General features: G+C 72.2%; 25 protein-coding genes, 1 pseudogene and 1 riboswitch. Of the genes and pseudogenes, 14 read left to right on the forward strand and 12 right to left on the reverse strand.

The window, feature by feature from the left end; genetic code table 11:
• Positions 1 to 2: 2 nt before the first annotated feature.
• Together ACGFSH_RS18795 and ACGFSH_RS18800 are read left to right on the forward strand one after the other, a co-directional pair.
• Positions 3 to 1,439, forward strand: coding sequence for a PTS transporter subunit EIIC (locus ACGFSH_RS18795; protein ID WP_393349789.1), 1,437 nt, complete (start codon positions 3 to 5; stop codon positions 1,437 to 1,439).
• A gap of 107 nt (positions 1,440 to 1,546) precedes the next feature.
• Positions 1,547 to 2,116 (forward strand): hypothetical protein, encoded by a 570-nt coding sequence (locus tag ACGFSH_RS18800; protein WP_393349791.1) that lies wholly within the window; start codon positions 1,547 to 1,549, stop codon positions 2,114 to 2,116.
• A gap of 80 nt (positions 2,117 to 2,196) precedes the next feature.
• On the opposite strand, the gene ACGFSH_RS18805 is transcribed toward ACGFSH_RS18800, so the two are convergent.
• Positions 2,197 to 3,324, reverse strand: a complete 1,128-nt coding sequence (locus ACGFSH_RS18805; protein ID WP_393349794.1) for an NADH:flavin oxidoreductase — start codon at positions 3,322 to 3,324, stop codon at positions 2,197 to 2,199.
• 553 nt (positions 3,325 to 3,877) lie between these two features.
• Here ACGFSH_RS18805 and ACGFSH_RS18810 point away from each other — a divergent pair.
• Genes ACGFSH_RS18810 through ACGFSH_RS18820 form a run of 3 tightly spaced genes read left to right on the forward strand, consistent with a single transcriptional unit; the run spans position 3,878 to position 5,281 of the window.
• Positions 3,878 to 4,723: a hypothetical protein gene (locus ACGFSH_RS18810; RefSeq protein ID WP_393349796.1), complete on the forward strand. Its 846-nt coding sequence runs from the start codon at positions 3,878 to 3,880 to the stop codon at positions 4,721 to 4,723.
• A gap of 34 nt (positions 4,724 to 4,757) precedes the next feature.
• Positions 4,758 to 5,033 carry a type II toxin-antitoxin system Phd/YefM family antitoxin gene (locus tag ACGFSH_RS18815; RefSeq protein ID WP_393349799.1) on the forward strand — a complete coding sequence of 92 codons (276 nt, stop codon included), beginning with the start codon at positions 4,758 to 4,760 and terminating at the stop codon, positions 5,031 to 5,033.
• Positions 5,030 to 5,281 (forward strand): type II toxin-antitoxin system RelE/ParE family toxin, encoded by a 252-nt coding sequence (locus ACGFSH_RS18820; RefSeq protein ID WP_393349801.1) that lies wholly within the window; start codon positions 5,030 to 5,032, stop codon positions 5,279 to 5,281. Before ACGFSH_RS18815 ends, ACGFSH_RS18820 begins: the two co-directional genes overlap by 4 nt.
• 113 nt (positions 5,282 to 5,394) lie before the next feature.
• Here the strand turns inward: ACGFSH_RS18820 and groL are convergent, their stop codons facing one another.
• The 4 genes from groL to thrC all read right to left on the reverse strand — a co-directional run bounded on the left by groL (position 5,395) and on the right by thrC (position 9,600).
• Positions 5,395 to 7,017: a chaperonin GroEL gene (gene groL, locus ACGFSH_RS18825; RefSeq protein WP_079661499.1), complete on the reverse strand. Its 1,623-nt coding sequence runs from the start codon at positions 7,015 to 7,017 to the stop codon at positions 5,395 to 5,397.
• Positions 7,018 to 7,372: 355 nt separating this feature from the next.
• Complete coding sequence (locus ACGFSH_RS18830; RefSeq protein WP_007493268.1) at positions 7,373 to 7,579, reverse strand: cold-shock protein; 207 nt, start codon at positions 7,577 to 7,579, stop codon at positions 7,373 to 7,375.
• Between the two features lie 450 nt (positions 7,580 to 8,029).
• Positions 8,030 to 8,305: a MoaD/ThiS family protein gene (locus ACGFSH_RS18835; protein WP_329411235.1), complete on the reverse strand. Its 276-nt coding sequence runs from the start codon at positions 8,303 to 8,305 to the stop codon at positions 8,030 to 8,032.
• Positions 8,302 to 9,600, reverse strand: coding sequence for a threonine synthase (gene thrC / locus ACGFSH_RS18840; RefSeq protein WP_393349803.1), 1,299 nt, complete (start codon positions 9,598 to 9,600; stop codon positions 8,302 to 8,304). The genes ACGFSH_RS18835 and thrC overlap by 4 nt, the downstream gene beginning before the upstream one ends.
• An 18-nt stretch (positions 9,601 to 9,618) precedes the next feature.
• A riboswitch (SAM riboswitch) is annotated at positions 9,619 to 9,783 on the reverse strand.
• Between the two features lie 167 nt (positions 9,784 to 9,950).
• Between thrC and ACGFSH_RS18845 the strand changes: the two genes are divergently transcribed.
• Together ACGFSH_RS18845 and ACGFSH_RS18850 are read left to right on the forward strand one after the other, a co-directional pair.
• Positions 9,951 to 10,895, forward strand: a complete 945-nt coding sequence (locus tag ACGFSH_RS18845; protein WP_393349806.1) for a glucosyl-3-phosphoglycerate synthase — start codon at positions 9,951 to 9,953, stop codon at positions 10,893 to 10,895.
• Positions 10,896 to 11,044: 149 nt separating this feature from the next.
• Complete coding sequence (locus ACGFSH_RS18850; protein WP_393349808.1) at positions 11,045 to 12,463, forward strand: trehalose-6-phosphate synthase; 1,419 nt, start codon at positions 11,045 to 11,047, stop codon at positions 12,461 to 12,463.
• On the opposite strand, the gene otsB is transcribed toward ACGFSH_RS18850, so the two are convergent.
• The 3 genes from otsB to ACGFSH_RS18865 form a co-directional block, all read right to left on the reverse strand.
• Entirely contained in the window at positions 12,451 to 13,368 is a 918-nt protein-coding gene (gene otsB, locus ACGFSH_RS18855; RefSeq protein ID WP_393349811.1) for a trehalose-phosphatase, read from the reverse strand. The two genes, ACGFSH_RS18850 and otsB, sit on opposite strands and share 13 nt — an antisense overlap.
• 29 nt (positions 13,369 to 13,397) lie before the next feature.
• The gene (locus tag ACGFSH_RS18860) at positions 13,398 to 13,643 is read right to left on the reverse strand and encodes a DUF3263 domain-containing protein (RefSeq protein WP_329411240.1); all 246 of its coding nucleotides are present in this window, start codon (positions 13,641 to 13,643) and stop codon (positions 13,398 to 13,400) included.
• Positions 13,644 to 13,713: 70 nt separating this feature from the next.
• Positions 13,714 to 15,003 carry an ABC transporter substrate-binding protein gene (locus ACGFSH_RS18865; protein WP_393349813.1) on the reverse strand — a complete coding sequence of 430 codons (1,290 nt, stop codon included), beginning with the start codon at positions 15,001 to 15,003 and terminating at the stop codon, positions 13,714 to 13,716.
• Positions 15,004 to 15,124: 121 nt separating this feature from the next.
• Between ACGFSH_RS18865 and ACGFSH_RS18870 the strand changes: the two genes are divergently transcribed.
• The 3 genes from ACGFSH_RS18870 to ACGFSH_RS18880 all read left to right on the forward strand — a co-directional run bounded on the left by ACGFSH_RS18870 (position 15,125) and on the right by ACGFSH_RS18880 (position 18,373).
• Positions 15,125 to 16,066, forward strand: coding sequence for an ROK family protein (locus ACGFSH_RS18870; protein ID WP_393349816.1), 942 nt, complete (start codon positions 15,125 to 15,127; stop codon positions 16,064 to 16,066).
• Positions 16,066 to 17,307, forward strand: a complete 1,242-nt coding sequence (gene nagA, locus ACGFSH_RS18875; RefSeq protein WP_393349818.1) for an N-acetylglucosamine-6-phosphate deacetylase — start codon at positions 16,066 to 16,068, stop codon at positions 17,305 to 17,307. Before ACGFSH_RS18870 ends, nagA begins: the two co-directional genes overlap by 1 nt.
• 136 nt (positions 17,308 to 17,443) lie before the next feature.
• Positions 17,444 to 18,373 (forward strand): 1-phosphofructokinase family hexose kinase, encoded by a 930-nt coding sequence (locus ACGFSH_RS18880; protein WP_393349820.1) that lies wholly within the window; start codon positions 17,444 to 17,446, stop codon positions 18,371 to 18,373.
• Between the two features lie 13 nt (positions 18,374 to 18,386).
• On the opposite strand, the gene ACGFSH_RS18885 is transcribed toward ACGFSH_RS18880, so the two are convergent.
• Together ACGFSH_RS18885 and cdgB are read right to left on the reverse strand one after the other, a co-directional pair.
• Positions 18,387 to 19,340 carry a CBM35 domain-containing protein gene (locus ACGFSH_RS18885; RefSeq protein ID WP_393349822.1) on the reverse strand — a complete coding sequence of 318 codons (954 nt, stop codon included), beginning with the start codon at positions 19,338 to 19,340 and terminating at the stop codon, positions 18,387 to 18,389.
• A gap of 147 nt (positions 19,341 to 19,487) precedes the next feature.
• Positions 19,488 to 21,155 (reverse strand): diguanylate cyclase CdgB, encoded by a 1,668-nt coding sequence (cdgB, locus tag ACGFSH_RS18890; protein WP_393349824.1) that lies wholly within the window; start codon positions 21,153 to 21,155, stop codon positions 19,488 to 19,490.
• Between the two features lie 342 nt (positions 21,156 to 21,497).
• Between cdgB and ACGFSH_RS18895 the strand changes: the two genes are divergently transcribed.
• A complete protein-coding gene (locus ACGFSH_RS18895; RefSeq protein WP_393350064.1) occupies positions 21,498 to 22,061 on the forward strand; it encodes a flavin reductase family protein in 564 nt (187 codons plus the stop codon).
• Between the two features lie 54 nt (positions 22,062 to 22,115).
• Positions 22,116 to 22,622, forward strand: a pseudogene (locus ACGFSH_RS18900) (GNAT family N-acetyltransferase); the annotation flags it as partial.
• On the opposite strand, the gene ACGFSH_RS18905 reads toward ACGFSH_RS18900, so the two are convergent.
• Together ACGFSH_RS18905 and arfB are read right to left on the reverse strand one after the other, a co-directional pair.
• Positions 22,612 to 23,529, reverse strand: coding sequence for a sigma-70 family RNA polymerase sigma factor (locus tag ACGFSH_RS18905; protein WP_393349826.1), 918 nt, complete (start codon positions 23,527 to 23,529; stop codon positions 22,612 to 22,614). The pseudogene ACGFSH_RS18900 and the gene ACGFSH_RS18905 sit on opposite strands and share 11 nt — an antisense overlap.
• A gap of 179 nt (positions 23,530 to 23,708) precedes the next feature.
• The gene (gene arfB / locus ACGFSH_RS18910) at positions 23,709 to 24,146 is read right to left on the reverse strand and encodes an alternative ribosome rescue aminoacyl-tRNA hydrolase ArfB (protein WP_393349828.1); all 438 of its coding nucleotides are present in this window, start codon (positions 24,144 to 24,146) and stop codon (positions 23,709 to 23,711) included.
• Between the two features lie 166 nt (positions 24,147 to 24,312).
• Between arfB and ACGFSH_RS18915 the strand changes: the two genes are divergently transcribed.
• Positions 24,313 to 24,888, forward strand: coding sequence for a TerD family protein (locus ACGFSH_RS18915; protein ID WP_256920379.1), 576 nt, complete (start codon positions 24,313 to 24,315; stop codon positions 24,886 to 24,888).
• 169 nt (positions 24,889 to 25,057) lie between these two features.
• A complete protein-coding gene (locus ACGFSH_RS18920) occupies positions 25,058 to 25,612 on the forward strand; it encodes a GNAT family N-acetyltransferase (RefSeq protein ID WP_393349830.1) in 555 nt (184 codons plus the stop codon).
• Positions 25,613 to 25,625: the final 13 nt, after the last annotated feature.

Raw genomic sequence — 25,625 nt, forward strand, 5'->3', positions numbered from 1 at the left:
GGGTGCGCATCGACTCCTCCACCACAGCCGCCGCGATCCTGCCCCTGGTCGGCGGCCCCGCGAACGTCACCTCCGTCGCCCACTGCATGACCCGGCTGCGCCTCGGCCTCGCCGATCCGTCCCGCGCCGACCGGGCGGCGCTGCGGGCCGTCCCCGGAGTCCTCGGACTCGTCATGGACGACGGCGCCTGCCAGGTGGTCCTCGGGCCCGGCGCGGTGACGGCGGTGACGGGCGCGTTCGAGCGGCTGCTCGCCGAAGCGCCCGGCGCCCCGCCCGCCGGCACCCCCGCCACCGCGCCCCCGCCCGCCCCGCCCGTGTCCCCGCCCGTGTCCCCGAGCGGGGCGGGCGGGAGCGGGCCGAAGGTCCTGCTGCGCCGGATCGCGGCCGTCTTCCTCCCGCTGATCCCCGCCCTCGTCGGCTGCGGGATCCTCGCGGGCGTCAACGGCCTCCTGCTGAACGCGGGCCTGCTTCCCGGCCTCACCCCCGCGCTGACCGCGGTCGCCTCCGGCTTCATGGCCCTGCTCCCCGTGTTCATCGGCTACAACACGGCGAAGGAGTTCGGCGGCACCCCGGTCCTGGGCGGCGCGGTCGCCGCGATCGTCGTCCACCCGGGCGTCGCGAAGGTGACGGCGTTCGGGGTGGCGCTCTCCCCCGGCCAGGGCGGCGTCCTGGGCGCGCTGGCGGCGGCCCTGCTGGCGACCCGCGTGGAGAAGTGGTGCCGCGCCCGCGTCCCCCGGACGCTGGACGTCCTCCTCACCCCCACCCTGACGGTCCTCGTCGCGGGCCTGGGCACGCTGTACGGGCTGATGTACGCGGCCGGCACGGTGTCCGCGGCCGTCGGCGCGGCGGCGAACTGGCTGCTGGCGACGACGGGCGCGTTCGCCGGCCTCGTCCTGGGCGGCCTCTTCCTGCCTCTGGTGACGCTGGGCCTGCACCAGGCCCTCATCCCGGTCCACGCCACCCTCATCGAGCAGCAGGGCTACACGGTCCTGCTGCCCGTCCTGGCGATGGCGGGCGCGGGCCAGGTCGGCGCGGCGGTCGCCGTGTACGTCCGGCTGCGTCCCGGCGCGCCCCTGCGCACGACGATCAGGTCGGCGCTCCCGGCCGGGCTGCTCGGCGTCGGCGAGCCCCTGGTCTACGGGGTGTCGCTGCCGCTGGGCCGCCCTTTCCTGACCGCCTGCGCGGGCGGGGCGGCCGGCGGGGCCTTCGTCGGGTTCTTCGCGATGCTCGGCGACCGGGTCGGGGCGACGGCGATCGGCCCGTCCGGCTGGGCCCTGTTCCCGCTGCTGGCGGGCAACCGGGGCCTGGGCGAGACGGCGGGGATCTACGCGGGCGGGCTGCTGACGGGGTACGCGGTGGGGTTCGCCGCGACCTACGCCTTCGGCGGGGTGAGCGCGGCCGTCGCGGCCGCCGCCGCCCTCGATCCCCGCGGTTCCTGAGGAGGACGCACCGACGACGAGGACACACCGACAGCGCGGGAGAGGCCCCGCCCCGCCCCTCGCCGCCCCGGACTCCGGTCCGCGGCGCCCGTCCTACCCTTGGTGCCATGAACCACGCCCAGCTCACCGCTCTCGGTCGTGCCCTCCGGCTGCTCGGGGAGCACGGCGAGGCCCTGACCGCCGACACGCCCGACGCCAAGTTGCACGAGGTCAAGGCGGATCTGCGGCGGGCCCTGGAACTGCTGGACGACAGCGTCGTCGGCGCCGTGCCCACCACCCGCTGCGCCGAGCATCCCCACGGTCCGGTCGACAACGCGGCCCACGACCTGTGCCTGCTGTGCGAGACCCGCCGCCGGGCCGCCCGCCGCGCCGAGTTCAACGGGCCCGCCCCGCAGGCGCCGCCTGCCGCCCCCGCCCCTTCCCGCTACGGGTCCCGCGGCGACCGGCCGCAGCCCCAGCAGCGCTGGCTGGCGGAACTGTGGAACGGCCAGGAGTGGCAGCTGTGCGGAACGCCCCGGCGGGACCGCCGCGAGGCCGAGCTGTACATCGCCGCCCTGCGCCGCGGCTCCCGCCCGGCGATGGCCTACCGGCTGGTCCACGAGTTCACCGACTACGAGGTGCTGCGCGTGTGGGGCACCCCGGTGAAGGTCGACATCGAGCCCCTCGGCAACCTTTAGCGGCGGGCCGGCCCGCGGGCGGAAGAACGGCCGGCCGGCGACAAGGCCGGCCGGCTCGGGGCGTCGTCTCGTGCCGTCGCTCAGCTCAGGGTGCGCAGGGCGGCGGCGTCGAAGGGCTTCAGCTCGTCGAAGCGGCCGGCGAGCACCTTGGCCGCCCACTGCGGGTCCTGGAGCAGCGCACGGCCGACGGCCACCATGTCGAACTCGTCGCGCTCCAGCCGGTCGAGCAGGTCGTCGATGCCCTTGACCGGGGCGCCCTCGCCCGCGAAGCCCCGCAGGAACTCGCCGTCGAGGCCGACCGAGCCGACCGTGATGGCGGGCTTGCCGGTGAGCTTCTTCGTCCAGCCCGCGAGGTTGAGGTCGGAGCCGTCGAACTCGGGAAGCCAGTAGCGGCGGGTGGAGGCGTGGAAGGCGTCGGCGCCGGCGGCGGCGAGCGGGGCGAGGATGGCCTCCAGCTCCTCCGGCGTCTCGGCGAGACGCGCGTCGTACGCCTCCTGCTTCCACTGCGAGTAACGGAAGATGACGGGGAACTCCGCCGAGACGGTCTCCCGGACGGCCGCCACGATCTCGGCGGCGAACTTGGCGCGGGCCACCGGGTCGCCGCCGTAGGCGTCGGTGCGGCGGTTGGTGCCGGCCCACAGGAACTGGTCGATGAGGTAGCCGTGGGCGCCGTGGATCTCGACGCCGTCGAAGCCGATGCGCTCGGCTGCGGCGGCCGCCTCGGCGAACGCGCCGATGACGTCGTCCAGGTCGCGCTGGGTCATGGCCTTGCCGGCGCCCTCGGTGCCGTCGACGCGGATGCCGGAGGGGCCGACGGCGGGCGCGTCCGCGTAGGGCGGCTCGCCCTGCTTGCGCACCATCCCGATGTGCCACAGCTGCGGCACGATCGTCCCGCCGCCCGCGTGCACCGCGTCGGCGACCTTGGCCCAGCCGGCGAGCTGCTCCGTGCCGTGGAACCGGGGGACGCGGTCGCTCTGGCCGGCGGACTCGTGCCCGACGTAGGTCCCCTCGGTGACGATGAGGCCGACGCCGGCCGCGGCCCGGCGCCCGTAGTACGACACCACGTCCTCGCCGGGGATGCCGTCCGGGGAGAACATGCGCGTCATGGGCGCCATGGCGATGCGGTTCGGGACGGTCAGTCCGTTGATCGAGACCGGCCGGGACAGGATCTCGGCGGCGCGGGCGGAGGCGGGCTGGGTGACGCTCACGTGGGGGACTCCTCGTGACGGGAACCGGGCGGTATGTGCACGCGCATGGAGTGCGCTCCTCACGGAACGCCCCCGGCCCCCGGCCCCATTCCGCCCCCGCGAACCCGACGCCTGTGATCCCGGCCACGCGCCCCCTACGGAACAGAGCCGCGCTCCACCACCCATTGCGTGGACTCCCCCGCCCGCGTCCGGGACCCCGAGGCCCCCTCGGCCCGAGGCTCGCGTTCCGGGCGGAGGCCTGGTCCGCGTTCGGGGAGAACCTCGAGGCCGACTGACCCGCACCGCCCCCGAAGCTCAAGCGCCCAGCTCCGAGCGCTCTTTCCAGGGAACGGGTAGAGGGTCTCAACCCACCCTCCCACCCGGCGAGTTGACGCGCAGCGACCGGTTTGCCACGGACGGTCACAAGGCTCTGCGGTGCGCACAACGAAACAGCCCCCGCCGGTGCGCCAACACCTACGGGGGCCTGACCTACGAGATCGATCGAGACCATCGAACTGTGGCTGAGACCAAGACTAGTACTGCCTGCCTGCCCCCACACGCATCCCCGCACCCGATGGCCAATCCGGGTTACGGGAAGCGGGTCGCGGCAGGCCAACTTCCGCGCCGGAAGAACGACTTCACTCACCTCCCGCCCCGCGAGGCGGCCATCGCCGCGTACATCGACCGCCTGCCGGACGGCGCCGACGTCTCGGTGAAATCGCTGGCCAAGCAGCTGCCGTACGGCCAGTGCGCCCTGCGCACCGCACTCAACCGCATCCAGGGGGCGGGCCACTTGAGGCGAGGGCGGGAACGGCTGAAAACCGTCTCGGGCGAGTTCCGCTGGGTCACCCGAACGTGGTTCACCCGCACCGCACGTGACGACGACTGGTGGGCGGGCTTCACCCGGGGTGACGTCCCGGAGCCGGAACGGCCGCCGGACCAGCGGCCCGACGCGGTCCGGCACACCCGCTCCCGCGCCCACATCCTCCTGGCCGCCCTCGGCCGCACGGCCCCCGCCCTCTCCCTCTCCGCCGCGGACTGCACACGGCTCGCACCGCTGGTGGAGGAGTGGTTCGCGCGAGGAGCGACGGAGGAGACGCTGATTTCCGCTCTCACCTGCGGTCTGCCCGTCCCCGTCCACAGTCCGGCGGCCCTGCTGCACCGCCGCCTGACGGACAGGATCCCCCCGCCGCCCCAGGCCCCGCGCCCGCCCCGCAGACGGATGGAGTGCGCGGAGTGCGGGGTCCCGGGACATCCGGAAGCCCTGCCGGGGGGTGTGTGCCGCGGCTGCCGGGGCGAACAGCAGCCCGCGCGTTCTCCTGCGCCTCTCCCCGCCGCGGCCGTTCACGCTCGCGCGTCCGGCATTCGCAGGGTCATGGCCTCGACGACACCGAAACGGGCAACAGCATCCAAATGCTAACTCGTACACACTCGCAGGTGTGTACAGTTCCCCTATGGACACGTATCCGCTCGTGGAGGCCCGCAACCAGCTCGGCCAGCTCGTCGGCCGTGTACGGCACGGCCAGGAACACATCCTGATCACGGAGTACGGCAGACCCGCCGCCGCGCTCATCCCGATAAGCGAGCTGGAAGAACTTCAGCGTCTGCGGGACGAGGCGGAGATCGCCGAAGCACGGACCCGCGAGACGGCACCGTCCGGACCGTCGATGTCCCACGATGAGTTCATGGATCAACTGGAGGCGGAGGACCGGCAGGCGGCGGCCTCGTGACGCACGCAGTCGTCTGGCAGCACCACGCCATGAACGAGTTCCGCAGACTCCGCGCCATCGACCCCGTGGGCGCCAAGGCGACGGCTGCGGCGGTGCGCGCACTCGCCGACGGACCAAACCCCGAAGCGGCCCGGGCCTTGGGAACCTCGGGCTACTTCAGGCTGCATGTGGGCGACTGGCGCGTGCTGTACCGCTTGGACGACGACACCGTAGCCGTCCTGGTGGTGAAGGTCGGCCGCAGGAGCTGACGCCGCCCGTGGTCCGGGACACGCGCCCACAACGCCCGAGGGCGGTACCCCCAGCCGCAGCTGGGAGCACCGCCCTCGGTCCGAAGGACAGTCGATCAACCGGAACCGGTCGATCAGAAGTCCATGTCACCGCCCGGCATGCCGCCGCCGGCGGGCGCGGCGGCCTTCTCCGGCTTGTCGGCGATGACGGCCTCGGTGGTGAGGAACAGCGCGGCGATGGAGGCGGCGTTCTGCAGAGCGGAGCGCGTGACCTTCGCCGGGTCGATGATGCCTTCGGCGATCATGTCGACGTACTCGCCGGTCGCGGCGTTCAGACCGTGGCCGACCTGAAGGTTGCGGACCTTCTCCACGACGACGCCACCCTCGAGACCACCGTTGACGGCGATCTGCTTGAGCGGGGCCTCCAGCGCGATGCGCACGGCGTTGGCGCCGGTCGCCTCGTCACCCTCGAGCTCCAGCTTCTCGAAGACGGCGGACGCCTGGATGAGCGCCACGCCACCACCGGCGACGATGCCCTCCTCTACGGCGGCCTTCGCGTTGCGGACGGCGTCCTCGATGCGGTGCTTGCGCTCCTTGAGCTCCACCTCGGTGGCGGCGCCGGCCTTGATGACCGCGACACCGCCGGCGAGCTTCGCCAGGCGCTCCTGGAGCTTCTCGCGGTCGTAGTCCGAGTCGCTGTTCTCGATCTCGGCGCGGATCTGGTTGACCCGGCCCGCGACCTGGTCCGACGAGCCGGAGCCGTCGACGATGGTCGTCTCGTCCTTGGTGATGACGACCTTGCGGGCCTTGCCCAGCAGGTCCAGGGAGGTGTTCTCGAGCTTGAGACCGACCTCCTCGGAGATGACCTCGCCGCCGGTGAGGATGGCGATGTCGTTCAGCATCGCCTTGCGGCGGTCGCCGAAGCCCGGGGCCTTGACCGCGACGGACTTGAAGGTGCCGCGGATCTTGTTGACGACCAGGGTCGACAGGGCCTCGCCCTCGACGTCCTCGGCGATGATCAGCAGCGGCTTGCCCGACTGCATGACCTTCTCCAGGAGCGGGAGCAGGTCCTTGACGTTCGCGATCTTGGAGTTCGCGATCAGGATGTACGGGTCGTCGAGGACGGCCTCCATACGCTCCATGTCGGTGGCGAAGTACGCCGAGATGTAGCCCTTGTCGAAGCGCATGCCCTCGGTGAGCTCGAGCTCCAGACCGAAGGTCTGCGACTCCTCGACCGTGATGACGCCTTCCTTGCCGACCTTGTCCATGGCCTCGGCGATGAGCTCGCCGATCTGGGTGTCGGCGGCGGAGATGGAGGCCGTGGAAGCGATCTGCTCCTTGGTCTCGACATCCTTCGCCTGCTCCAGCAGGGCGCCGGAGACGGCCTCGACGGCCTTCTCGATGCCGCGCTTGAGGGCCATCGGGTTGGCGCCGGCCGCGACGTTGCGCAGGCCTTCCTTGACCAGGGCCTGGGCCAGGACGGTCGCGGTCGTCGTGCCGTCACCGGCGACGTCGTCCGTCTTCTTCGCGACTTCCTTGACCAGCTCGGCGCCGATCTTCTCGTACGGGTCCTCGAGCTCGATCTCCTTGGCGATGGACACACCATCGTTGGTGATCGTGGGGGCGCCCCACTTCTTCTCGAGGACGACGTTGCGGCCCTTGGGGCCGAGCGTCACCTTCACGGCGTCCGCGAGCTGGTTCATGCCGCGCTCGAGGCCGCGCCGTGCCTCCTCGTCGAACGCGATGATCTTGGCCATGTGAAGTGGTCCTCCCGGACTGGGGTGGATTGCTCCGGACCGCGCTGGCGCCCGCGACGGACGGCTCGCCGGCCTCGTGGTTCCTTGCCCCACCTGGCCTGCGGGCCTCACCGACCCGGTCCTTCGTTGTCACTCTCACCTTCAGAGTGCTAACGCCAATGATTAGCACTCGACCCCGGAGAGTGCAAGCGCCTCCGCGAGACCCGCGCCGTCGCGGACACCCCGCCCGCACCCCCGCGGGCCGGGGCGACACCCTGCCCCGGGCAGGCCGAAGGGCTCGCACCCCGGGAGGTGCGAGCCCTTCGACAAATGTGACAGATGTACAGAAGAACGACGCTGTCAGTCGGCGCGCGCTTCAGCCGGTCGCGAGTCGGACCATGTCCGCCTGCGGCCCCTTCTGGCCCTGCGAGATCTCGAAATCGACCCGCTGACCCTCTTCCAGGGTGCGGTAGCCGTCCATCTGAATCGCGCTGTAGTGGACGAAAACATCCGCACCACCGTCGACCGCGATGAAGCCGTACCCCTTCTCCGCGTTGAACCACTTGACGGTGCCCTGAGCCATGCCTAACTCCCCTATTACTGGCCCTTGCACAGATCCACACTTCGCGGATCCGGGTCAGACCTCACCCCCCATTGGTTGGGGGCGTGCGCCGGAACGCGTCGACCGCGGCCGAATGTATCTGTCCAACTGCCCTCTGCAACAGGTCACTCGGACGAGAATTCCGGACGCACGGGATCCGGAATGTGGCGAGAATTCGCCCGAATTCAGGGCAAGTCGGGCCCTGCAAAAGCCACAAAAGCCGCGAAAGGGGTCCGCACTTTGGCTGCTTCTTGTCGGCTGAAGAAAGAAAACAAAGGCTCCGGATCCGGTGATCCGGGCCGGGTTCCCCAACTGTACCGCGCTCAACCACACTGAATTGCCCCCTCCGCTTCTATCGCGGAGAGGGCAATTCGGTGAACTCTCGGTAATCGCTGTTACCGACGGTTACTACCGGCGGGTACTGAACGGCGGTCAGCCACCGGCCACGGCGGGGATGATCGAGACGCCGGCGCCGTCCGGGGTCGCCGTCTCCAGGCCCTGCTCGAAGCGGACGTCGTCGTCGTTCACGTACACGTTGACGAAGCGGCGCAGCTTGCCCTGGTCGTCCAGGACGCGCGCGGCGATGCCGGTGTGGTTCTTCTCCAGATCGGAGATGACCTCGCCGAGGGTCGCGCCCTCGGCCTTCACCTCGGCGGCGCCGCCGGTGTAGGTGCGCAGGATGGTGGGGATGCGGACGTTGACGCTCATACGAGGCCAGCCTCTCGGAAGGAGTCCAGGTTCGGACGGATGGTCGCGGTCAGGCCCGTGCCGGCCACCGCGTCCAGGGTCTTCAGTCCGTCGCCGGTGTTGAGGACGACGGTGGTCTTCGCCGGGTCGAGCAGGCCGCTCTCGATCAGCTTGCGCGTCACCCCGACCGTGACCCCGCCGGCGGTCTCCGCGAAGATGCCCTCGGTCCGCGCCAGCAGCCTGATCGCGTCGACGATCTGCTCGTCGTTCACGTCCTCCACCGCGCCGCCGGTGCGCCGGGCGATGTCGAGGACGTACGGGCCGTCCGCCGGGTTGCCGATGGCCAGCGACTTGGCGATGGTGTCCGGCTTCTGGGGGCGCACCACGTCGTGCCCGGCCTTGTAGGCGACGGACACCGGGGAGCAGCCCTCGGCCTGCGCACCGAAGATCTTGTACGGCCGGTCCTCGACGAGCCCGAGCTTGATCAGCTCCTGGAGACCCTTGTCGATCTTCGTGAGCTGCGAGCCGGAGGCGATCGGCACGACCAGCTGGTCGGGCAGGCGCCAGCCGAGCTGCTCGCAGATCTCGTAGGCCAGCGTCTTGGAGCCCTCGGCGTAGTACGGGCGCAGGTTGACGTTGACGAAGCCCCAGCCCTCGCCCGCCGGGTCGCCGATCAGCTCGGAGCAGAAGCGGTTGACGTCGTCGTAGTTGCCCTCGATGCCGACCAGCTCGCCGCCGTAGATCGCGGCCATGACGACCTTGCCCTGCTCCAGGTCGTGCGGGATGAACACGCAGGAGCGGAAGCCCGCCCGGGCGGCCGCGGCGCCCACCGCGCCGGCGAGGTTGCCGGTGGACGAGCAGGACAGGGTGGTGAAGCCGAAGGCGCGGGCGGCCTCGATGGCCTGGGCGACGACGCGGTCCTTGAAGGAGTGCGTGGGGTTGCCGGAGTCGTCCTTGACGAAGAGCCTGCCGGGCTCGACGCCCAGCTCGCGGGCGAGGTTGTCGGCCTGCACGAGCTTGGTCCAGCCTGGGTTGATGTTCGGCTTGTCCGCCACGTCGGCCGGGACGGGCAGCAGCGGCGCGTAGCGCCAGATGTTCGCCGGGCCCGCCTCGATGCGCTTGCGCAGCTCCTCCGTGTCGTAGGAGGAGAAGTCGTACGCGATCTCGAGCGGGCCGAAACACTCCTCGCACGCGAAGACCGGGCCGAGGGGGACGCGGTGACCGCATTCGCGGCAGCTCAGCGCCACGGCGGGACCGAGGTCCACGGAAGAGGTCGGCGTAGAGTCGGTGGTGCTTGCAACAGTCTGCGCAGCCATGTGAGGCGAGGCCCTTTCTCCTCATCTTCCTCACGACGCATCTCGCCGTGAGACGGATTTGGCACCTTCCCGAGCCGGGAGCCTCGCGGAGCGCGCACCTGGTGATCGGTGAGCGGTACGAGACCGGCTGGAGGGTTGCCGGGGCTTCATCGGGCCGTGTCCCTCTGCCCCTCTGGATGAGCGGTGTGAAGTTGTGAACGGGGGCGACCGGACATGCGATGGTCATCCGCGTTGTTCAAGACTGTAACCGAAGGCCAGGACAGTTGAGATAGTCGTCCGAACCGCGAGATGGATCACACGGTCACCCCCCGTGCACCCAAAGTGATCATGACAGTGAGGAGCCGTGGACCGTGCTGGAAGAAGTCGAGCGCTGGCTGGCCACCCGCTCCTGGTCGGTGACCGATCGCCCGCTGCACAGCGTCCTGGCCGCGAAGCGCGCCGCGAACCAGTCGGTGTCCGTCGTCCTGCCCGCGCTGAACGAGGAGGAGACCGTCGGCGACATCGTCGCCGTCATCCGTCACGACCTCATGCACCAGGCGCCGCTCGTCGACGAGATCGTCGTCGTCGACTCGGGATCCACCGACCGCACCTCGCAGGTCGCCGCGGCGGCCGGGGCGCGGGTCGTCCACCGGGACGAGATCCTGCCGCGCATACCGGCCGCGCCCGGCAAGGGCGAGGTCCTGTGGCGCTCGCTGCTGGTCACCACCGGCGACATCGTCTGCTTCGTGGACGCCGACCTGCGGGAGTTCTCCTCCGACTTCGTCGCGGGGATCGTCGGCCCGCTGCTGACCGACCCGGACGTGGACCTGGTCAAGGCCATGTACGACCGCCCGCTGGGCGGCGCGGCCGGGCAGGGCGGGCGGGTCACCGAGCTGATGGCCCGGCCGCTGCTCAACATGCACTGGCCGCAGCTGGCCGGGTTCGTGCAGCCTCTCGGCGGCGAGTACGCGGCGCGCCGCACCCTGCTGGAACGGCTGCCCTTCCCCGTCGGCTACGGCGTGGAGCTGGGCATGCTGGTCGACGCCCTGCACCTGGTGGGCCTGGACGCCCTGGCCCAGGTCGACGTCGGCGTGCGCAAGCACCGCCACCAGGACGGCCAGGCCCTCGGCCGCATGGCGGCGGCCATCTACCGCACCGCGCAGCTGCGGCTGGCCCGCGGCCACCTGGTCCGCCCGGCGCTGACCCAGTTCGAGCGCGGCCCCTCCGGCTTCGAGCCCCGCACCCACGCCGTGGACACGGAGGAGCGCCCGCCGATGGCCCAGATAGCCGAGTACGCGTCCCGCAGGGTGGCCTGAGAGCGGACCCGCCGCCGACGACGGGCCAGCCCGGGCAGCGCGGGCCGCGGGTCACCCCGGGTGACCGTCCGACCAGCGCCGGACCCCGGCGGCGTCCGTCGGGGCCGGCGAACGTTTGAGCGTTTACGGAGCGGGCTAGGTTGAGGCTTATGGCTTCCACGCACGACACGTCTGCCTCCCGCGGTTCCGCTCAGGTACTGGTCGCGTCCAACCGCGGCCCGGTCTCCTACGAGGTGCGCGAGGACGGCTCGCTGCACGCGAAACGCGGGGGCGGCGGGCTGGTCTCCGGTCTGTCGGCCATCGGGCCCGACGCGGGCGCGCTGTGGGTGTGCTCGGCGCTCACCGACGGCGACCGGGAGGCGGTCGCGCGCGGGATCGGCGAGGAGGGCGTGCGGATGCTGCCCGTCCCGGCCGACGTGCACGCCGACGCCTACAACGGCATCGCCAACTCGGTGCTGTGGTTCGTCCACCACATGCTGTACCAGACGCCGCTGGAGCCGGTCTTCGACGCGGAGTTCCGCCGCCGGTGGGCGGCCTACGAGACCTACAACCGGACCTTCGCGCAGGCGCTGGCGCAGGAGGCGGCGCAGGGGGCGGCGGTCCTGGTCCAGGACTACCACCTGTGCCTGGTGCCGGGGATGCTCCGCGAGCTGCGCCCGGACCTGCGCATCGGCCACTTCTCGCACACGCCCTGGGCGCCGGTGGACTACTTCGGCCTGCTGCCGGACGACATCCGCGGGCAGCTGCTCGCGGGCATGCTCGGCGCCGACCGCCTGGGCTTCCTCACCCGCCGCTGGGCGGACGCCTTCAGCGCGTGCTGCACCGAGTTCGCCGGCGGGCCGGGCAAGACGCGGATCGGCGTGCACGGACTGGGCGCGGACGCCGACTTCCTGCGCGAGCGCTCGCGCCGCGCGGACGTCGACGAGCGCATGGCGGCGCTGCGCGCGGAGATCGGCGAGGGGCGCAGGACGATCGTCCGCGTCGACCGCACCGAGCTGTCCAAGAACATCGTGCGCGGCCTGCTGGCCTACCGGCAGCTGCTGGAGGACCACCCGGAGTGGCACGAGCGGGTGGTGCACGTGGCCTTCGCCTATCCCTCACGCCAGGACCTGGCCGTCTACCGCGACTACATGAGCGAGGTGCAGCGGGTCACGGAGGAGATCAACTCCGCTTTCGGCACGCCCGGCTGGACGCCGGTGCTGCTGAACCTCAAGGACGACTTCGCGCGCTCCCTCGCCGCCTACCGGCTGGCCGACGTGGCGCTGGTCAACCCGATCCGCGACGGCATGAACCTGGTGGCCAAGGAGGTGCCGGTCGTCTCCGACGAGGGCTGCGCGCTGGTCCTGTCCCGGGAGGCGGGGGCGTACTGGGAACTGCGCGACGACGCGATCGTCGTCAATCCCTACGACGTCCTGGAGACCGCGCGGGCCCTGCACGAGGGCCTGACGATGGACCCGCGCGAGCGGGCGGAGCGCTCCGCCCGCCTGGCGGCGGCGGCCACCGCGCTCCCCCCGGCCCGCTGGTTCCTGGACCAGCTGAACGCGCTGCGCGAGCCTCAGCCCAGCTGAGCGGCGAGCGCCCGCAGCAGTCGGACGACCCCGGCCGGTCCGTCCACGACGAGGTCGGCGCGCTCCGCGAGTGCGCCGACCTCGGCGCTGCCGCTGCACACGAGCAGGCCCGGGACACCGTCGGCGCGGAGTTTCTCCACGGCGGCGAAGGCGGGCAGGTCGCCGAGGTCGTCGCCCGCGTAGAGGACCGCGCCGGCGCCGGTCTCGCGGACGTGCTCCAGCAGGGCCACGCCCTTGTCCATGCCCGGGGGGCGCAGTTCCAGCACCATGCGGCCGGGTTCGACGATCAGGCCGTGCCGGGTCGCGAGGTCGGTCAGGGGGCCGCGCAGGGCGTCGAAGGCGGCCTGGGGGTCGTCGGCGCGGCGGGTGTGGACGGCGACGGCCCGGCCGCCCTTCTCCTCGATCCACACGCCCGGCCGGTCGCCGGCGGCCGCCAGGACGGCGGGCAGTGCGGCGCGGACTGCGGCGACTCCCGGGTGCGGGGCGGGTGCGCTCAGGGCGCCGGTGCTCGCGTCCCAGCGTTCGGCGCCGTAGTGGCCGAGGACGGCGAGCCGGTCCAGTCCCTCGACGCCGGCGAAGCCTCCGTGGCGGACGGCGACCTCGGCGGGCCGGCCGGTGACGACGGCCACCGCGGCGACCCGCGGCGCGAGGGCCGCGAGAGCGGGGACGGCGTCGGGGTGGGCGCGGGCGTCCTCGGGGTTCTCGACGATCGGGGCGAGGGTGCCGTCGAAGTCGAGGGCGACGAGGGCGGCCGAGGGCCGGGCCACGATCGCGTCGAGCGCGGCACGGCCCGCCGCGGTGACCGGGACGGGCAAGGGTGCCGGCGGGGAGGGGGGTGGGGATCCGGGGGGTGGGGATCCGGGTGCCGTGGAGTGTGTCCCGTGGTGCGTCTCGTGGGTGCCCATACGGCGACCATAGCCAACGGCCGGACGGGCTACCGCTCCGCCCGCCGCGCTTCGCGCACCCTGCGCAGCCGGTTCACGGTCACCGGGTCGTGGGCCAGTGCCCGGGGGTCGTCGAGCAGGGCGTTGAGGAGCTGGTAATAGCGCACCGGCGACAGGTCCAGCTCCTCGCGTATCGCCCGTTCCTTCGCGCCCGGCCCGGCGAAGCCGCGCCGTTCCAGGGCGAGGACGCCCCGCTCCAGCGCCCCCAGCCCGTCCGTGTCCGCTCGCCGTTCCATGCCCCGCACGGTAGCGCCCGGCGCCGACATCCGGCCCGGCGTTCAGTCCCCGGCGTTCAGTCCCCGTCGCTCAGTCCCCGGCGGCGGTCTCCGCGGTCACCGCCGCGGTCTGGAGTCCGCCGAGGACGTCGGCCGGGCTGCCGTGCGCGGTCACGGCCGCGCCGATGCGCTTCTTGACGTCCGCGCTGACCGTCGCCCAGGAGGTCCGTCCGACGGGGTAGCTCTCGGCCAGCGGGAGCTCCTCGAGGAACGGCTGGAGGTCGGCGTCCTGCGATGCCCCTTCCATGACCTGGGAGGCGGAGCTGGTGACGGGCAGCAGGTCGTACTCGCGGGAGAAGGCGAGGACGTTCTTCTCGCTGTAGACGAAGTCCAGGAACTCGCCGATCTGGTCGCCGTGCCCGTTCTGCTTGAAGGCGGTCATCCAGTCGGCGACGGCCATGGAGTTCTTGGTGGGGCCGTCGACGCCTGGCATCGGCACCATGCCGAACTTCACGCCCTTGCTCCGGGCCGCCTTCATCAGCGAGGGATGCCCGTTGAGCATGCCCACGTCGCCCGCGGTGAACGCGGCGAACGCGGCGGCCCGGTTCAGCTTGCCGGGGGCGACCGGGCCGGTGAGGCCCTTGCCGACCAGTTCGTCCTTCAGCCATTCGAAGGTGGCGACGTTCTCCGCGGAGTCGAGGCTGTAGCTGCCGGCGGTCTGGGTGTAGCCGCCTCCGCCGCTGAGCAGCCACTGAAGGGTCTCGGCCTGCGCCTCCTCGGGCCCCAGCGGCAGCGCGTAGGGGTACTCGACGCCCTTGGCCTTCAGCGTCCGGGCGTCCCGCGCCAGCTCGGCCCAGGTGGTCGGCGCGGTGATGCCGGCCTGCTCGAAGAGGGTCTTGTTGTAGAACAGCAGCCGCGTCGAGGAGGCGAACGGCATGCCGTACTGCACGTCGCGCACCTTGCCCGCGTCCGCGAGCCGGGGCACGAAGTCCGCCTCGACGGGGATGGAGAGCACGTCACCGACCTTGTAGAGCCGGTCGGCGGCCGCGTAGTCCGCGTAGGCGCCGATCTGCGCCATGTCGGGGGCGTCGCCCGCGTCGACCATGGCCTTGACCTTGGCGTCGACGTCGTTCCAGGAGTACACGGTGACGTCGACGGTGACGTCCGGGTGGTCCTTCTCGTACGCCTCGACGAGCTGGTCCCAGTACTTCTTGGAGCTGTTGGCGGCGCTGTCGCCGTAGTCGGCGGCGACGAGTCTCAGGGTGACGTCGTCGGAGCCCCCGGTCAGTCCGCAGCCGGCGAGGACCGCCGCCATGCCGAGGGCGGACGCCGCCGCGATCGTCCCTGACTTTCGTGCCCGCTGCACCGAACCGCTCCTCATCGCCGAACTGACTGACCGTGAGCACTTGATTGCTCATACCAATGGTTCCGTTATCCGGAGTAAGGTCTACACCACGTAAGTGGACTAGACCTCTTGCGGGTCCTCGGGCCACACTGTCCCCGTGAGACATGTCATCGCCCTGGACGTGGGCGGAACCGGGATGAAGGCCGCCCTCGTGGGTGCCGACGGCACCGTGCTGCACCGCGCCCGCCGCGCCACCGACCGCGAGCGCGGCCCCGAAGCCGTGGTCGACGCCATCCTCGGCTTCGCCGCCGACCTGCGCGAACACGGCGCCCGGCAGTTCGGCGAACCCGCTTCCGCCGCGGCCGTCGCCGTCCCCGGCATCGTCGACGAGGCGAAAGGCGTCGCCGTCTACGCGGCCAACCTGGGCTGGCGGGACGTCCCCCTGCGCGCCCGGCTCGCCGAACGCCTCCAGATCCCCGTCGCCCTCGGCCACGACGTGCGCACCGGCGGTCTCGCCGAGGGCCGCGTCGGCGCGGGCCGCGGCGCGGACCGGTTCCTGTTCGTGGCCCTGGGCACCGGCATCGCCGGCGCGATCGGCGTCGACGGCCGGGTGGAGGCGGGCGCCCACGGCTTCGCCGGCGAGATCGGCCACATCGTCGTACGCCCCGGCGGAACCCCCTGCCCCTGCGGGCAGCACGGCTGCCTGGAGCGGTACGCGTCCGCCGCCGCCGTCGGCCAGGCGTGGGCGGCGGCGAGCGGCGACCCGGACGCGGACGCCGCGCACTGCGCGAAGGCCGTCGTCTCCGCCGACCCCGAAGCCGTCCGGGTCTGGCAACACGCCGTGGACGCCCTCGCCGACGGCCTGATCACCGCCGTCACCCTGCTGGACCCGCGCACGCTCGTCATCGGTGGCGGACTCGCGGAAGCAGGGGAAACCTTGTTCACACCGCTGCGGGAAGCGGTCCGCCGCCGGGTGACCTTCCAGACGCTTCCGCGGATCGTCCCCGCGGCCCTGGGCGACAGCGCCGGCTGCCTGGGGGCCGCCCTGCTCGCCCGCGATCTCCTCGACCCGACCGACCGTACGGAGGTAACCCCCTGATGGCCACCCCCCTAGGGGCGCGGAACGCGACAGCGAGCGGCCCCGCCGCGAGCGCGCGACCGGCCACCACGCACCCGCGGCCCGCGACCGGCGCACGCAGGCAGGTGCTGACCGGCGCCCGGGTGGTCCTCCCCACCGGCACCGTGCCGGCCGGCCGCGTCACGATCGACGGCACGAAGATCGCCGCCGACGACCCGCCCGGCGCCCCGCAGGGAACCGTCGTCGACGTCTGTGGCCACTGGCTGGTGCCCGGCTTCGTCGACCTGCACAACCACGGCGGCGGCGGAGCCTCCTTCTCCGGCACCGCACAGGACGTCGAGAAGGCCATCCACACCCACCGCCTGCACGGCACCACCACCCTCGTCGCCTCGACCGTCACCGACGACATGGACGTCCTCGTCCGCCAGGCCGGCCTGCTGAGCGAGCTGGCCGAACAGGGCGACCTGGCCGGCATCCACTTCGAGGGCCCCTTCATCTCCCCGTGCCGCAAGGGCGCACACTCCGAGGCCCTGCTGCGCGACCCCGACCCGGCCGAGGTCCGCAAGCTGATCGACGCGGCGCGCGGCCAGGCCCGGATGCTCACCCTGGCGACGGAACTCCCCGGCGGCCTGGACTCCGTACGCCTGCTCGCCGAGCACGGCGTGATCGCCGCCGTCGGCCACACCGACGCCACCTACGAGCAGACGGTTCAGGCCATCGAGGCCGGAGCCACCGTCGCCACCCACCTCTTCAACGCGATGCCGCCCCTCGGGCACCGCGCCCCCGGACCCATCGCCGCCCTGCTGGAGGACGAGCGGGTGACCGTCGAGCTGATCAACGACGGCACGCACCTGCACCCGGCCGCACTGGAACTGGCGTTCCGTCACGCGGGCCCGAACCGCGTCGCGTTCATCACCGACGCGATGGACGCCGCCGGCATCGGCGACGGCCGCTACCTGCTCGGCCCGCTCGAGGTCGAGGTCAGCGAGGGCGTGGCGCGTCTCGTGGAGGGCGGCTCGATCGCCGGCTCCACCCTCACCCTGGACCGCGCCTTCCAACGGGCGGTGACGGTCGACCGCATCCCGGTCGAGGACGTCGTCGCGGCCCTGTCCGCCAACCCGGCCCGCCTGCTGGGCCTGGACGACCGGATCGGCTCCCTGGAACCCGGCAAGGACGCCGACCTGGTACTGCTCGACGAGGACTTCGAGGTCAAGGGCGTGATGCGCAAGGGGGTTTGGGTGGTGGATCCCCAACTGGCGTGAAACGTCCGCCTCCACCGGGACGGTGGCCGACCCGAGCACTGGGCCGGCCGCCGTCTCTTTGGCATGATCAGGCCTTCGGAATCACGCACCGCGGTACCGAAGCCCCACACGTGCCCGCCGAGGGAGGTCGGCTCCGGTGATCCTCACCGTCACCCTGAACACCGCTCTCGACCTCACGTATCACGTGCCCGCCCTGCGGCCGCACGCCTCCCATCGGGTGACCGACGTGCGGGAGCGGCCCGGCGGCAAAGGGCTCAACGTCGCCCGCGTGCTGGCCGCCCTCGGCCACGAGGTGACGGCGACCGGCTTCACGGGCGGCGCGACCGGCCGGCGCGTGCGGGAACTCCTGTCCGGCACAGCCGGGGTGGCGGACGCGCTGGTGCCCGTCGCCGGGTCCACCCGCCGCACGATCGCGGTCGTCGACGCCCGCACGGGCGACACCACCCAGCTCAACGAGCCCGGCCCGCTCGTCGCACCGGCCGAGTGGACCGCCTTCCAGGACGCCTACGGGCAACTGCTCGCCGACGCCGACGCGGTGGCCCTGTGCGGCAGCCTGCCGCCCGGGGTGCCGGTGGGCGCGTACGCGGTCCTGATCCGCGCGGCACGGGCCGCGGGCGTGCCCGTCCTGCTCGACACCGGCGGCGAGCCGCTGCGCCGCGGGGTGGCAGCCCGCCCCGACATCGTCAAGCCGAACGCCGAGGAACTGGCCGAACTCACCGGTTCCCACGAGCCGTTGCGCGCGACGCAGGACGCGCGCAGGCGCGGGGCGCAGTCGGTGGTGGCCTCGCTCGGCGCCGAAGGCCTCGTCGCGGCGACCCCGGAGGGCCGCTGGCGCGCCACCCCGCCGGCCCGCGTCCACGGCAACCCCACGGGCGCGGGCGACTCGGTCTGCGCGGGCCTGCTGTCGGGCCTGGTCGAACATCTCCCCTGGCCGGCCCGCCTGACCCGGGCGGCAGCCCTGTCCGCGGCGACCGTACTCTCCCCGACAGCGGGCGAGTTCGACCGCGCGGCCTACGCGGAACTGCTGCCGCGGATCTCGGCCAGACGTGAGGAAAGCGCGGCCTGAGAGACGGCGCCCGCTACTTCCAGCCCGCCTCGAGCGACAGCTGGTCGAGGTTGGCGTCGCAGACGTTGCCCTGCTCGCAGGAGATCTTGATGGTGTTGGTGCCCTTGTTGAGGGTGATGTTCCCCCAGGTGTTCGTCCAGCCCTTCGCGTAGTCGCCCTCGGGGGCATGGGCGAAGTTCTTCATGTTGAGAGGGCGGTCCTGGGGCGTGCCGTTGACCGTGAGCGTGGCGTTCCCGTCCTTGCCGGGCACGCCGTAGGTGAGGTTCAGCGTGTACTTGCCGTCCTCGGGGATCCCGCTGACGTTCCAGGTCACGGCCGCACCGACATGGTTGAAGTTGCCGACGTAGGTGCCTCCGGCCGCCTTCGCGCCCTTGACCTCCGAAGCCGGCGAGGTACCGCCCTCGAGGCTCAGCGCCTTCGCATCGATGGCCGGAAGGTCCGCCTTGCTGTCGTCTTCGGAGGCCGACGCGCTCGGCGACGGGCTTCCCGTGGCGGCGGCCGAGGACGACGACTGGCCGTTCGCCTTGTTGTCGTCCGGGTTGTCGTCGCCGCCCGCCATGGCCACCGCGATGCCGATCACGACCGCGGCGACCACCGCGACCGCGCCGATCAGCAGGCCCTTGGTGTTGGGGCCGCGGCCGCGGCCGCCGCCGTTGTGCACGGGCTGCCGGCCGGTGGAGGGGCCGCCGCCGCCGAAGTTCTCCGGCGCGGCGTAGTGCGGGTTGGGCTGGCCGTACGCGCTCTGCTGCGGAACCGTCGGGGGCTGCTGCCCGTACTGCGCGGTCTGCTGCTGCGGCTGCTGTCCGTACTGGCGCTCGCCGACCGCGCGCACCCGGCTGACCGAGTTCGGGTAGCCGTAGCCGCCGCCGGAGGGCGGCTGCGCGCCGTTGGCCTGGCCGTCGGCGTAGAGGTAGCCGAACGGGTCGTCGTCCTCGGGCGGGCTCGCGCCGTTGTTGCCGGGCGTCATCCCTTCGTACTCCTCAACAGTGCGGGGCGGATGCGACACGCGTACGCGGATCCATACGTGTGGGAACTGCGAGCCTACCCGGTCCGCACCGCCCAAACGGGTGACTCGGATCGCATCATCAGGCGGGCGGGGCCACTGACCTGGTGATCATCCCGCGCGTCTGTGCTGTTTGGGACGAGATCGTTTCTCGACGTACATGCGCTCGTCGGCGGACTTCAGCACTTCGTCCGCTGTCATCCCGCAATGCGCCCAGCCGATGCCGAAGCTGGCGCCGACCCGGACGGCCCGGCCCTCGGCGCGGATGGGCTGGATGATCTCGTTGCGCAGCCGGACGGCGAGGTCGGCGGCGTCGGCGCGGCCGAGGCCGTCGGCGAGGATCACGAACTCGTCGCCGCCGAGCCGGGCGACCGTGTCCCCGTCGCGGACCTGCCGGGAGAGGCGGCGGGCGACCTCGATGAGGACCGCGTCGCCCGCGTTGTGCCCGAAGCGGTCGTTGATCGACTTGAAGCCGTCGAGGTCGCAGAAGAGGACCGCGAGCCCCTTGGCGCCGTCGTCGCGGTCGTCCTCGGGAGCGGCGGTGTGCACGTGGTGGTCGTAGCCGTCGAAGGACTCGGCGCCGGCGGGCCGGTAGCCGAAGCCGTGGTCGTCGGCGTCGAAGGCGGCGTGCGCGTAACCGGAGTCCATGGCGTCGACGGCGGCGGGCTGGGCCGACTGGGGGCGCCGGCAGAGGCGGGCGGACAGCCGCGAACGCAGTTCCGCGGAGTTCGGCAGGCCGGTGAGGGAGTCGTGCGAGGCGCGGTGGGCGAGCTGGAGCTCGCGGCGCTTGCGGTCCTCTATGTCCTCGACGTGGGTGAGCAGGAAACGCGGCCCGTCGGCGGCGTCCGCGACCACGGAGTTGCGCAGGCTGACCCAGAGGTAGGTGCCGTCGCGGCGGGCGAGGCGCAGTTCCGCGCGGCCGCCCTCCGCCGAGGTGCGCAGCAGGGTGCCTATGTCCTCGGGGTGGACGAGGTCGGAGAAGGAGTAGCGGCGCATCGCGGAGGCGGGGCGGCCCAGCAGGCGGCACAGGGCGTCGTTGGTGCGCAGTATTCGGCCGTGCTGGTCGCCGCCCATCTCGGCTATCGCCATGCCGGAGGGGGCGTACTCGAAGGCCTGGCGGAAGGATTCCTCACTGGCGCGCAGGGCCTGCTGCTCGCGTTCGAGCCTGACCAGTGCGCGTTGCATGTTGGCTCGCAGACGCGCGTTGCTGATCGCGATGGCGGCCTGGAAGGCGTACATCTGGAGCGCTTCGCGCCCCCATGCGCCCGGACGGCGCCCGTTGCGCGGCCGGTCCACGGACAGGACGCCGATCAGCTCGCCGCAGGCGCCGCCGCTGCCGGGGGCCGCGGGAGTGTACATGGGGGCGAAGAGCCGGTCCGAGGGGTGCCACTCGTCCTCGAAGCGGGGCGCGGGCCCGTCGGTGTACCACTGCGGGACGTCGTCGTCGTCGAGGATCCAGCCCTCGGTGTGGGGGATGAAGATCAGGTCGCCCCAGGTCTCTCCCATGGAGAGGCGGCGCTCCCAGGAGTCGCGCGAGCCGACCCGGCCGGTGATGAGGGCCTCGGCGGCGGGGTTCCCGGCGAAGGCGGCGACGACGAGATCGCCGTCGGGACGCACGAGATTGACGCACGCCAGCTCGTACCCGAGTGCCGTGACCACGCCGTCGGCGACGGTCTGCAGTGTGTCGGCCAGACTGCGGGCCGTGTTCATGTCGGCCATGACCTGGTGCAGCTGTCGCAGGGACGCAAGACGGACGTACGGCTCCGACTCGGTCTCCATGTGTTTCGCCCTCCCCCCGAGACTTCGCAGCGAATCAAGGGTTGTCTTCGGCGCAACGTCGTTTCTGGTGCTCTGTTGTCGGTGTGTGTCTCGTTGTGACGCCTCCGCCACTGAATCACAGCGCGCTGCTCACTCGGTACACAGGGTCAACAATTAGTACGTCTTGTGACTCAAGTCACAGCCGAACATGAACATTTGAGTGGAGTTTCCGCGTTTTTCCTGTGTGTTTCCTGAACACGGACAGAGACCGGATTCGGTCCGCGGTCCTACGACCCTACTCGGGCGGAGGTCCGATGCGGGGCGCAATGATCGGACACTAGCGTTTCGGATGTGTCCCCCGATCTGCTCAACACCGTGCCCAAGCCCCCTGCCGTGCATCCTGAGGGGGTGAGCAACGACGAGTTCCGCGCCGCCATGTCCCGGCTCGCCGACGGCGTGGTCCTGGTGACCGCGCGCGAACCGTCCCTCGACCCCGACGACCCCGGCGCCCCGGACGGCGAGGACGTCGGCATGACGGCGACGTCCTTCGTGTCGGTCTCCCTCGACCCGCCGCTCGTCCTGGTCGGCCTGCGCACCGGCTCCCGCATGGACGACCTGCTCGACGAACAGCCGCTGTGGGCCGTGTCGGTGCTCTCCGAGCACCAGCGCCACATCGCCGGCCGCTTCGCCATGAAGGGCCGCATCAGCGACCGTCTCCTCTTCGAGGACCTCCCCTGCGTCCGCGGCGAGGCCGGCGGCGCCCTCCTGGTCGGCGGCGCGCTGGCCACCCTGGAATGCCGCACCGAACAGCGCGTGTCCGCGGGCGACCACACCCTGGTGATCGGCCGCGTGCTGACCGCGACCGTCGCCGACGCGCACGGCGGTCCCCTGGTCTACTTCCGGGGCCGCTACCGCCAGTTGGGCTGACCCCGGCGGAAATGCCGTGGCCGGACCGGGAACCAGGCGCCTAGGGTGCCGGACATGACAGGCACGACAGACACCGCCGCCGGGGCGACCGCCACGAGTTCCCCCCTGCGCCTCGTGGAGATCACCCCCGAGAACTTCGACGCGGCGACGGCCGTCCGGGTCCACCCCGACCAGGAGTTCGCGGTCTCGCCCGTCATGAAGTCCCTCGCCGAGGCCTACGTCCACCCGGGCATCGCCTGGCCACGGCTGATCATGGACGGCGACCGGCCCGTCGGCTTCCTCATGGCCTTCCTCGACATCGACTGGAACGGCCGCGGCGACGGCAGCCTGGTCCGCTCCGGCCTGTGGCGGCTGAACATCGCCGCCGCCGAACAGGGCTGCGGCTACGGCCGCTTCGCCGTCGAGGCCGTCGCCGCGGAACTGCGCCGCCGCGGCACCCGCGAGATGTACGTGACCTGGCACGAGGGCGAACACGGCCCCGAGGACTTCTACCTGCGACTCGGCTTCCGCAAGACCGGCGAGAAGAGCGACGGCGAGACCGTCGGCGTCCTCACCCTCGACCAGGGCGCGGCCGGCTGGTCCCCGTCCGGTCGCCGTCCCCGTCGGGCGGCAGGAGTTTCACCTCCAGCCGGGCCAGCCGCGCCGGGTCGGTCGTGACGTCGATCAGAGCGATCCGGTCCCGGACGAAGGTGAACGCGAGCGTGCGCTCCACCCGGCCGTCCACCAGCACCGCCAGTCCCGTCGCACCGTCCACCAGAGCCGGCCCGGCCACGAACGAGAGCCGGGCGAAACCCGACGCGCCCCGGGCCACCTCGCTCGCGCCCGCCGTCACCAGCGTCTCCGAGCGGGCCACGACATCCGGATCCAGCACCGCCAGCAACCCGTCGAAGTCCCCCTCCCGGGCCGCCGCCAGGAAGGCGTCCACCACCCGGCGCCGGCGGACCGGGTCGGCCTCCGGCTCCGCCGCCCCCCGCACCCGCCGACGAGCCCTGCTGGCCAGCTGCCGGGCCGCCTCCGGACTCCGGTCGACGACCCCCGCCACCTCCTCGAACGGGACCCCGAACAGATCGTGCAGCACGAACGCCAGCCGCTCCGCCGGGGACAGCGTGTCCAGGACCACCAGCAGGGCCGTGCCCACGGACTCCGCGAGCAGCGCGTCCTGCGCCGGATCGGGCACCGCCGCCACCGCCGGCGTCCAGCTCTCCAACGGCTCCTCGGCACGCGAGCGGCGCGAACGCAGCATGTCCAGGCACACCCGGCCGACGACCGTCGTCAGCCACCCCCCGAGATTGCCGATGCCCCCGGCCTCGCCCCGGCCGGCGCTCCGGCTGAGCCGCACCCACGCCTCCTGCACGGCGTCGTCCGCCTCCGCCCCCGAGCCCAGCATCCGGTGCGCCACGGCGCGCAGCCGCCCGCGGTGCGCCTCGAAGGACTCGGCCAGGAAGCCGTCGTCACCGGTCGTCGTCATCGGTCGCATCCCTCGTCACGCTCCGGACGCCGGCCGCGAACCCGCATCCGCATCCGCATCCGCATCCGGCCGACGTGATCGCCACAGTCACGGCAATGACGCACGACACGCCTGGAACGTGACAGCCGGACGCCACACGCCACGGCACGTCGGGACCGGGCAGGGCGACGCCGTGCCGCTCAGCCCCAGTCCCGGCCCGTCCGGCCCCGCTTCGTCTCCGAACGCTGCTTCTTCTCCCGCAGCCGCCGCTCGTTGATCCCGCGCGGGATACGGGTCGCCCGGCGCGGCTTGGGCGGCGGCGCCGTCGCCTCCGCGAGCAGCGCGGCCAGCCGCACCGCCGCGGTCTCCCGGTTGCGCCACTGGGAACGGTGCTCGGAGGAACGGACGGTGACGACGCCGTCGACGAGCCGGCCCGCCAGCCGCTCCAGCGCCCGCGCCTTCCACACCTCGGGCAGCGCCTCGGTGCGCTCCACGTCGAAGCGCAGCTCCACCTGCGAGTCACTCGTGTTGACGTGCTGCCCGCCCGGCCCCGAAGACCGCGAGAAACGCCACATCAGCTCGGCCTCGGGAAGCGAGACGGAGCCGCGGACGACATAGGGACCAGACATGCCGACCATGTTCCCGCTCCGGCCCGGCCCGAGTCACGCGAATATCCCTTGGTAAAGAAAGTAAAGAATCGCGGGCACGCCGGGAACCTTGACCGGCCTTCGCTGCGTTCATAGGGATAGCTGTAGCTTCGTGCCCGCGAAGCCGTACGAAAAAACGAGGGAAGGACTCCCAACCATGGCTGTAAGCCTGTCCAAGGGTGGCAACGTCTCGCTCACCAAGGAGGCTCCGGGCCTGACCGCCGTCACCGTGGGCCTCGGCTGGGACGTCCGCACCACCACCGGCACGGACTTCGACCTCGACGCCTCCGCCATCGCGGTCAACACCCAGGGCAAGGTCTACTCCGACGCCCACTTCGTGTTCTTCAACAACAAGCAGACGCCGGACCAGACCATCGTCCACACCGGCGACAACCGCACCGGCGAAGGCGCGGGCGACGACGAGGCGATCAACGTCAACCTGGCCGGCCTCCCCGCCGACATCGACAAGATCGTCTTCCCGGTCTCCATCTACGACGCGGAGAACCGCTCGCAGAACTTCGGCCAGGTCCGCAACGCCTACATCCGCATCGTCAACCAGGCCGGCGGCGCCGAGATCGCCCGCTACGACCTGTCCGAGGACGCGGCCACCGAGACCGCGATGGTCTTCGGCGAGCTCTACCGCAACGGCGCCGAGTGGAAGTTCCGCGCCGTCGGCCAGGGCTACGCCTCCGGCCTCGTCGGCATCGCCCAGGACTTCGGCGTCAGCGTCTGACCCCGAGGTCCCCGGCACCACGGCACCACAGAGATCCCGGACCGCCCCGCCCCGCCCCGCCCCGCCCCGCACCTCGCCGGGCGGGGCGGCCCGCGTCCGGCCCCGCCCCACGCCCGCGGGCGGCTCGGGCGGCTCTCCGCGGGCGGCCGCCGCCGCCTAGCCTGCGGCCATGCACCTGGACGCGCTGCGCCTCACCCCGGACCACGACATCCCCGGCCCCCTCCTCACCGAACTCACCGCCCTCTACGCCTCCCACCGCGAATACCACGCCCTCAGCGGCGACTTCCCCGACCCGGACGACATCCGGCCCGAGCAGGTGGCCGCGGCCCTCGCCGACGAGCTGGCCGAGCCGCACGTCGAGGCACTGCTCGCCCGCAGCCGGGGCCGCCTCGTCGGCATCGCCGTCACGCTCGCACGGCACCCCGACCCCGCGGACCCGGACCCCTGGATCGGACTGCTCATGGTCGACGCGGCCGCACAGGGCCAGGGGTTCGGACGCCGCATCGCCGAACGCGTCGAGGAACGACTGCGCACGGCCGGCCACACCGCCGTCCGGCTCGCCGTCCTCGACGCCAACCCCAAGGGCCTCGCCTTCTGGACCGCCCTCGGATACGAGGTCATCGGCCACCGGCCCGACCGCCGACTCGGCCGCCCCTGCACCGTCCTGCGCAAACCGCTGACCCCGCTCCCACCGCGGACGACGGCCCCGTCCGACGGGCGCTAGACGGCCGGGAGAC

Source organism: Streptomyces sp. NPDC048481, from assembly GCF_043200075.1.
Classification (GTDB): Bacteria; Actinomycetota; Actinomycetes; order Streptomycetales; family Streptomycetaceae; genus Streptomyces.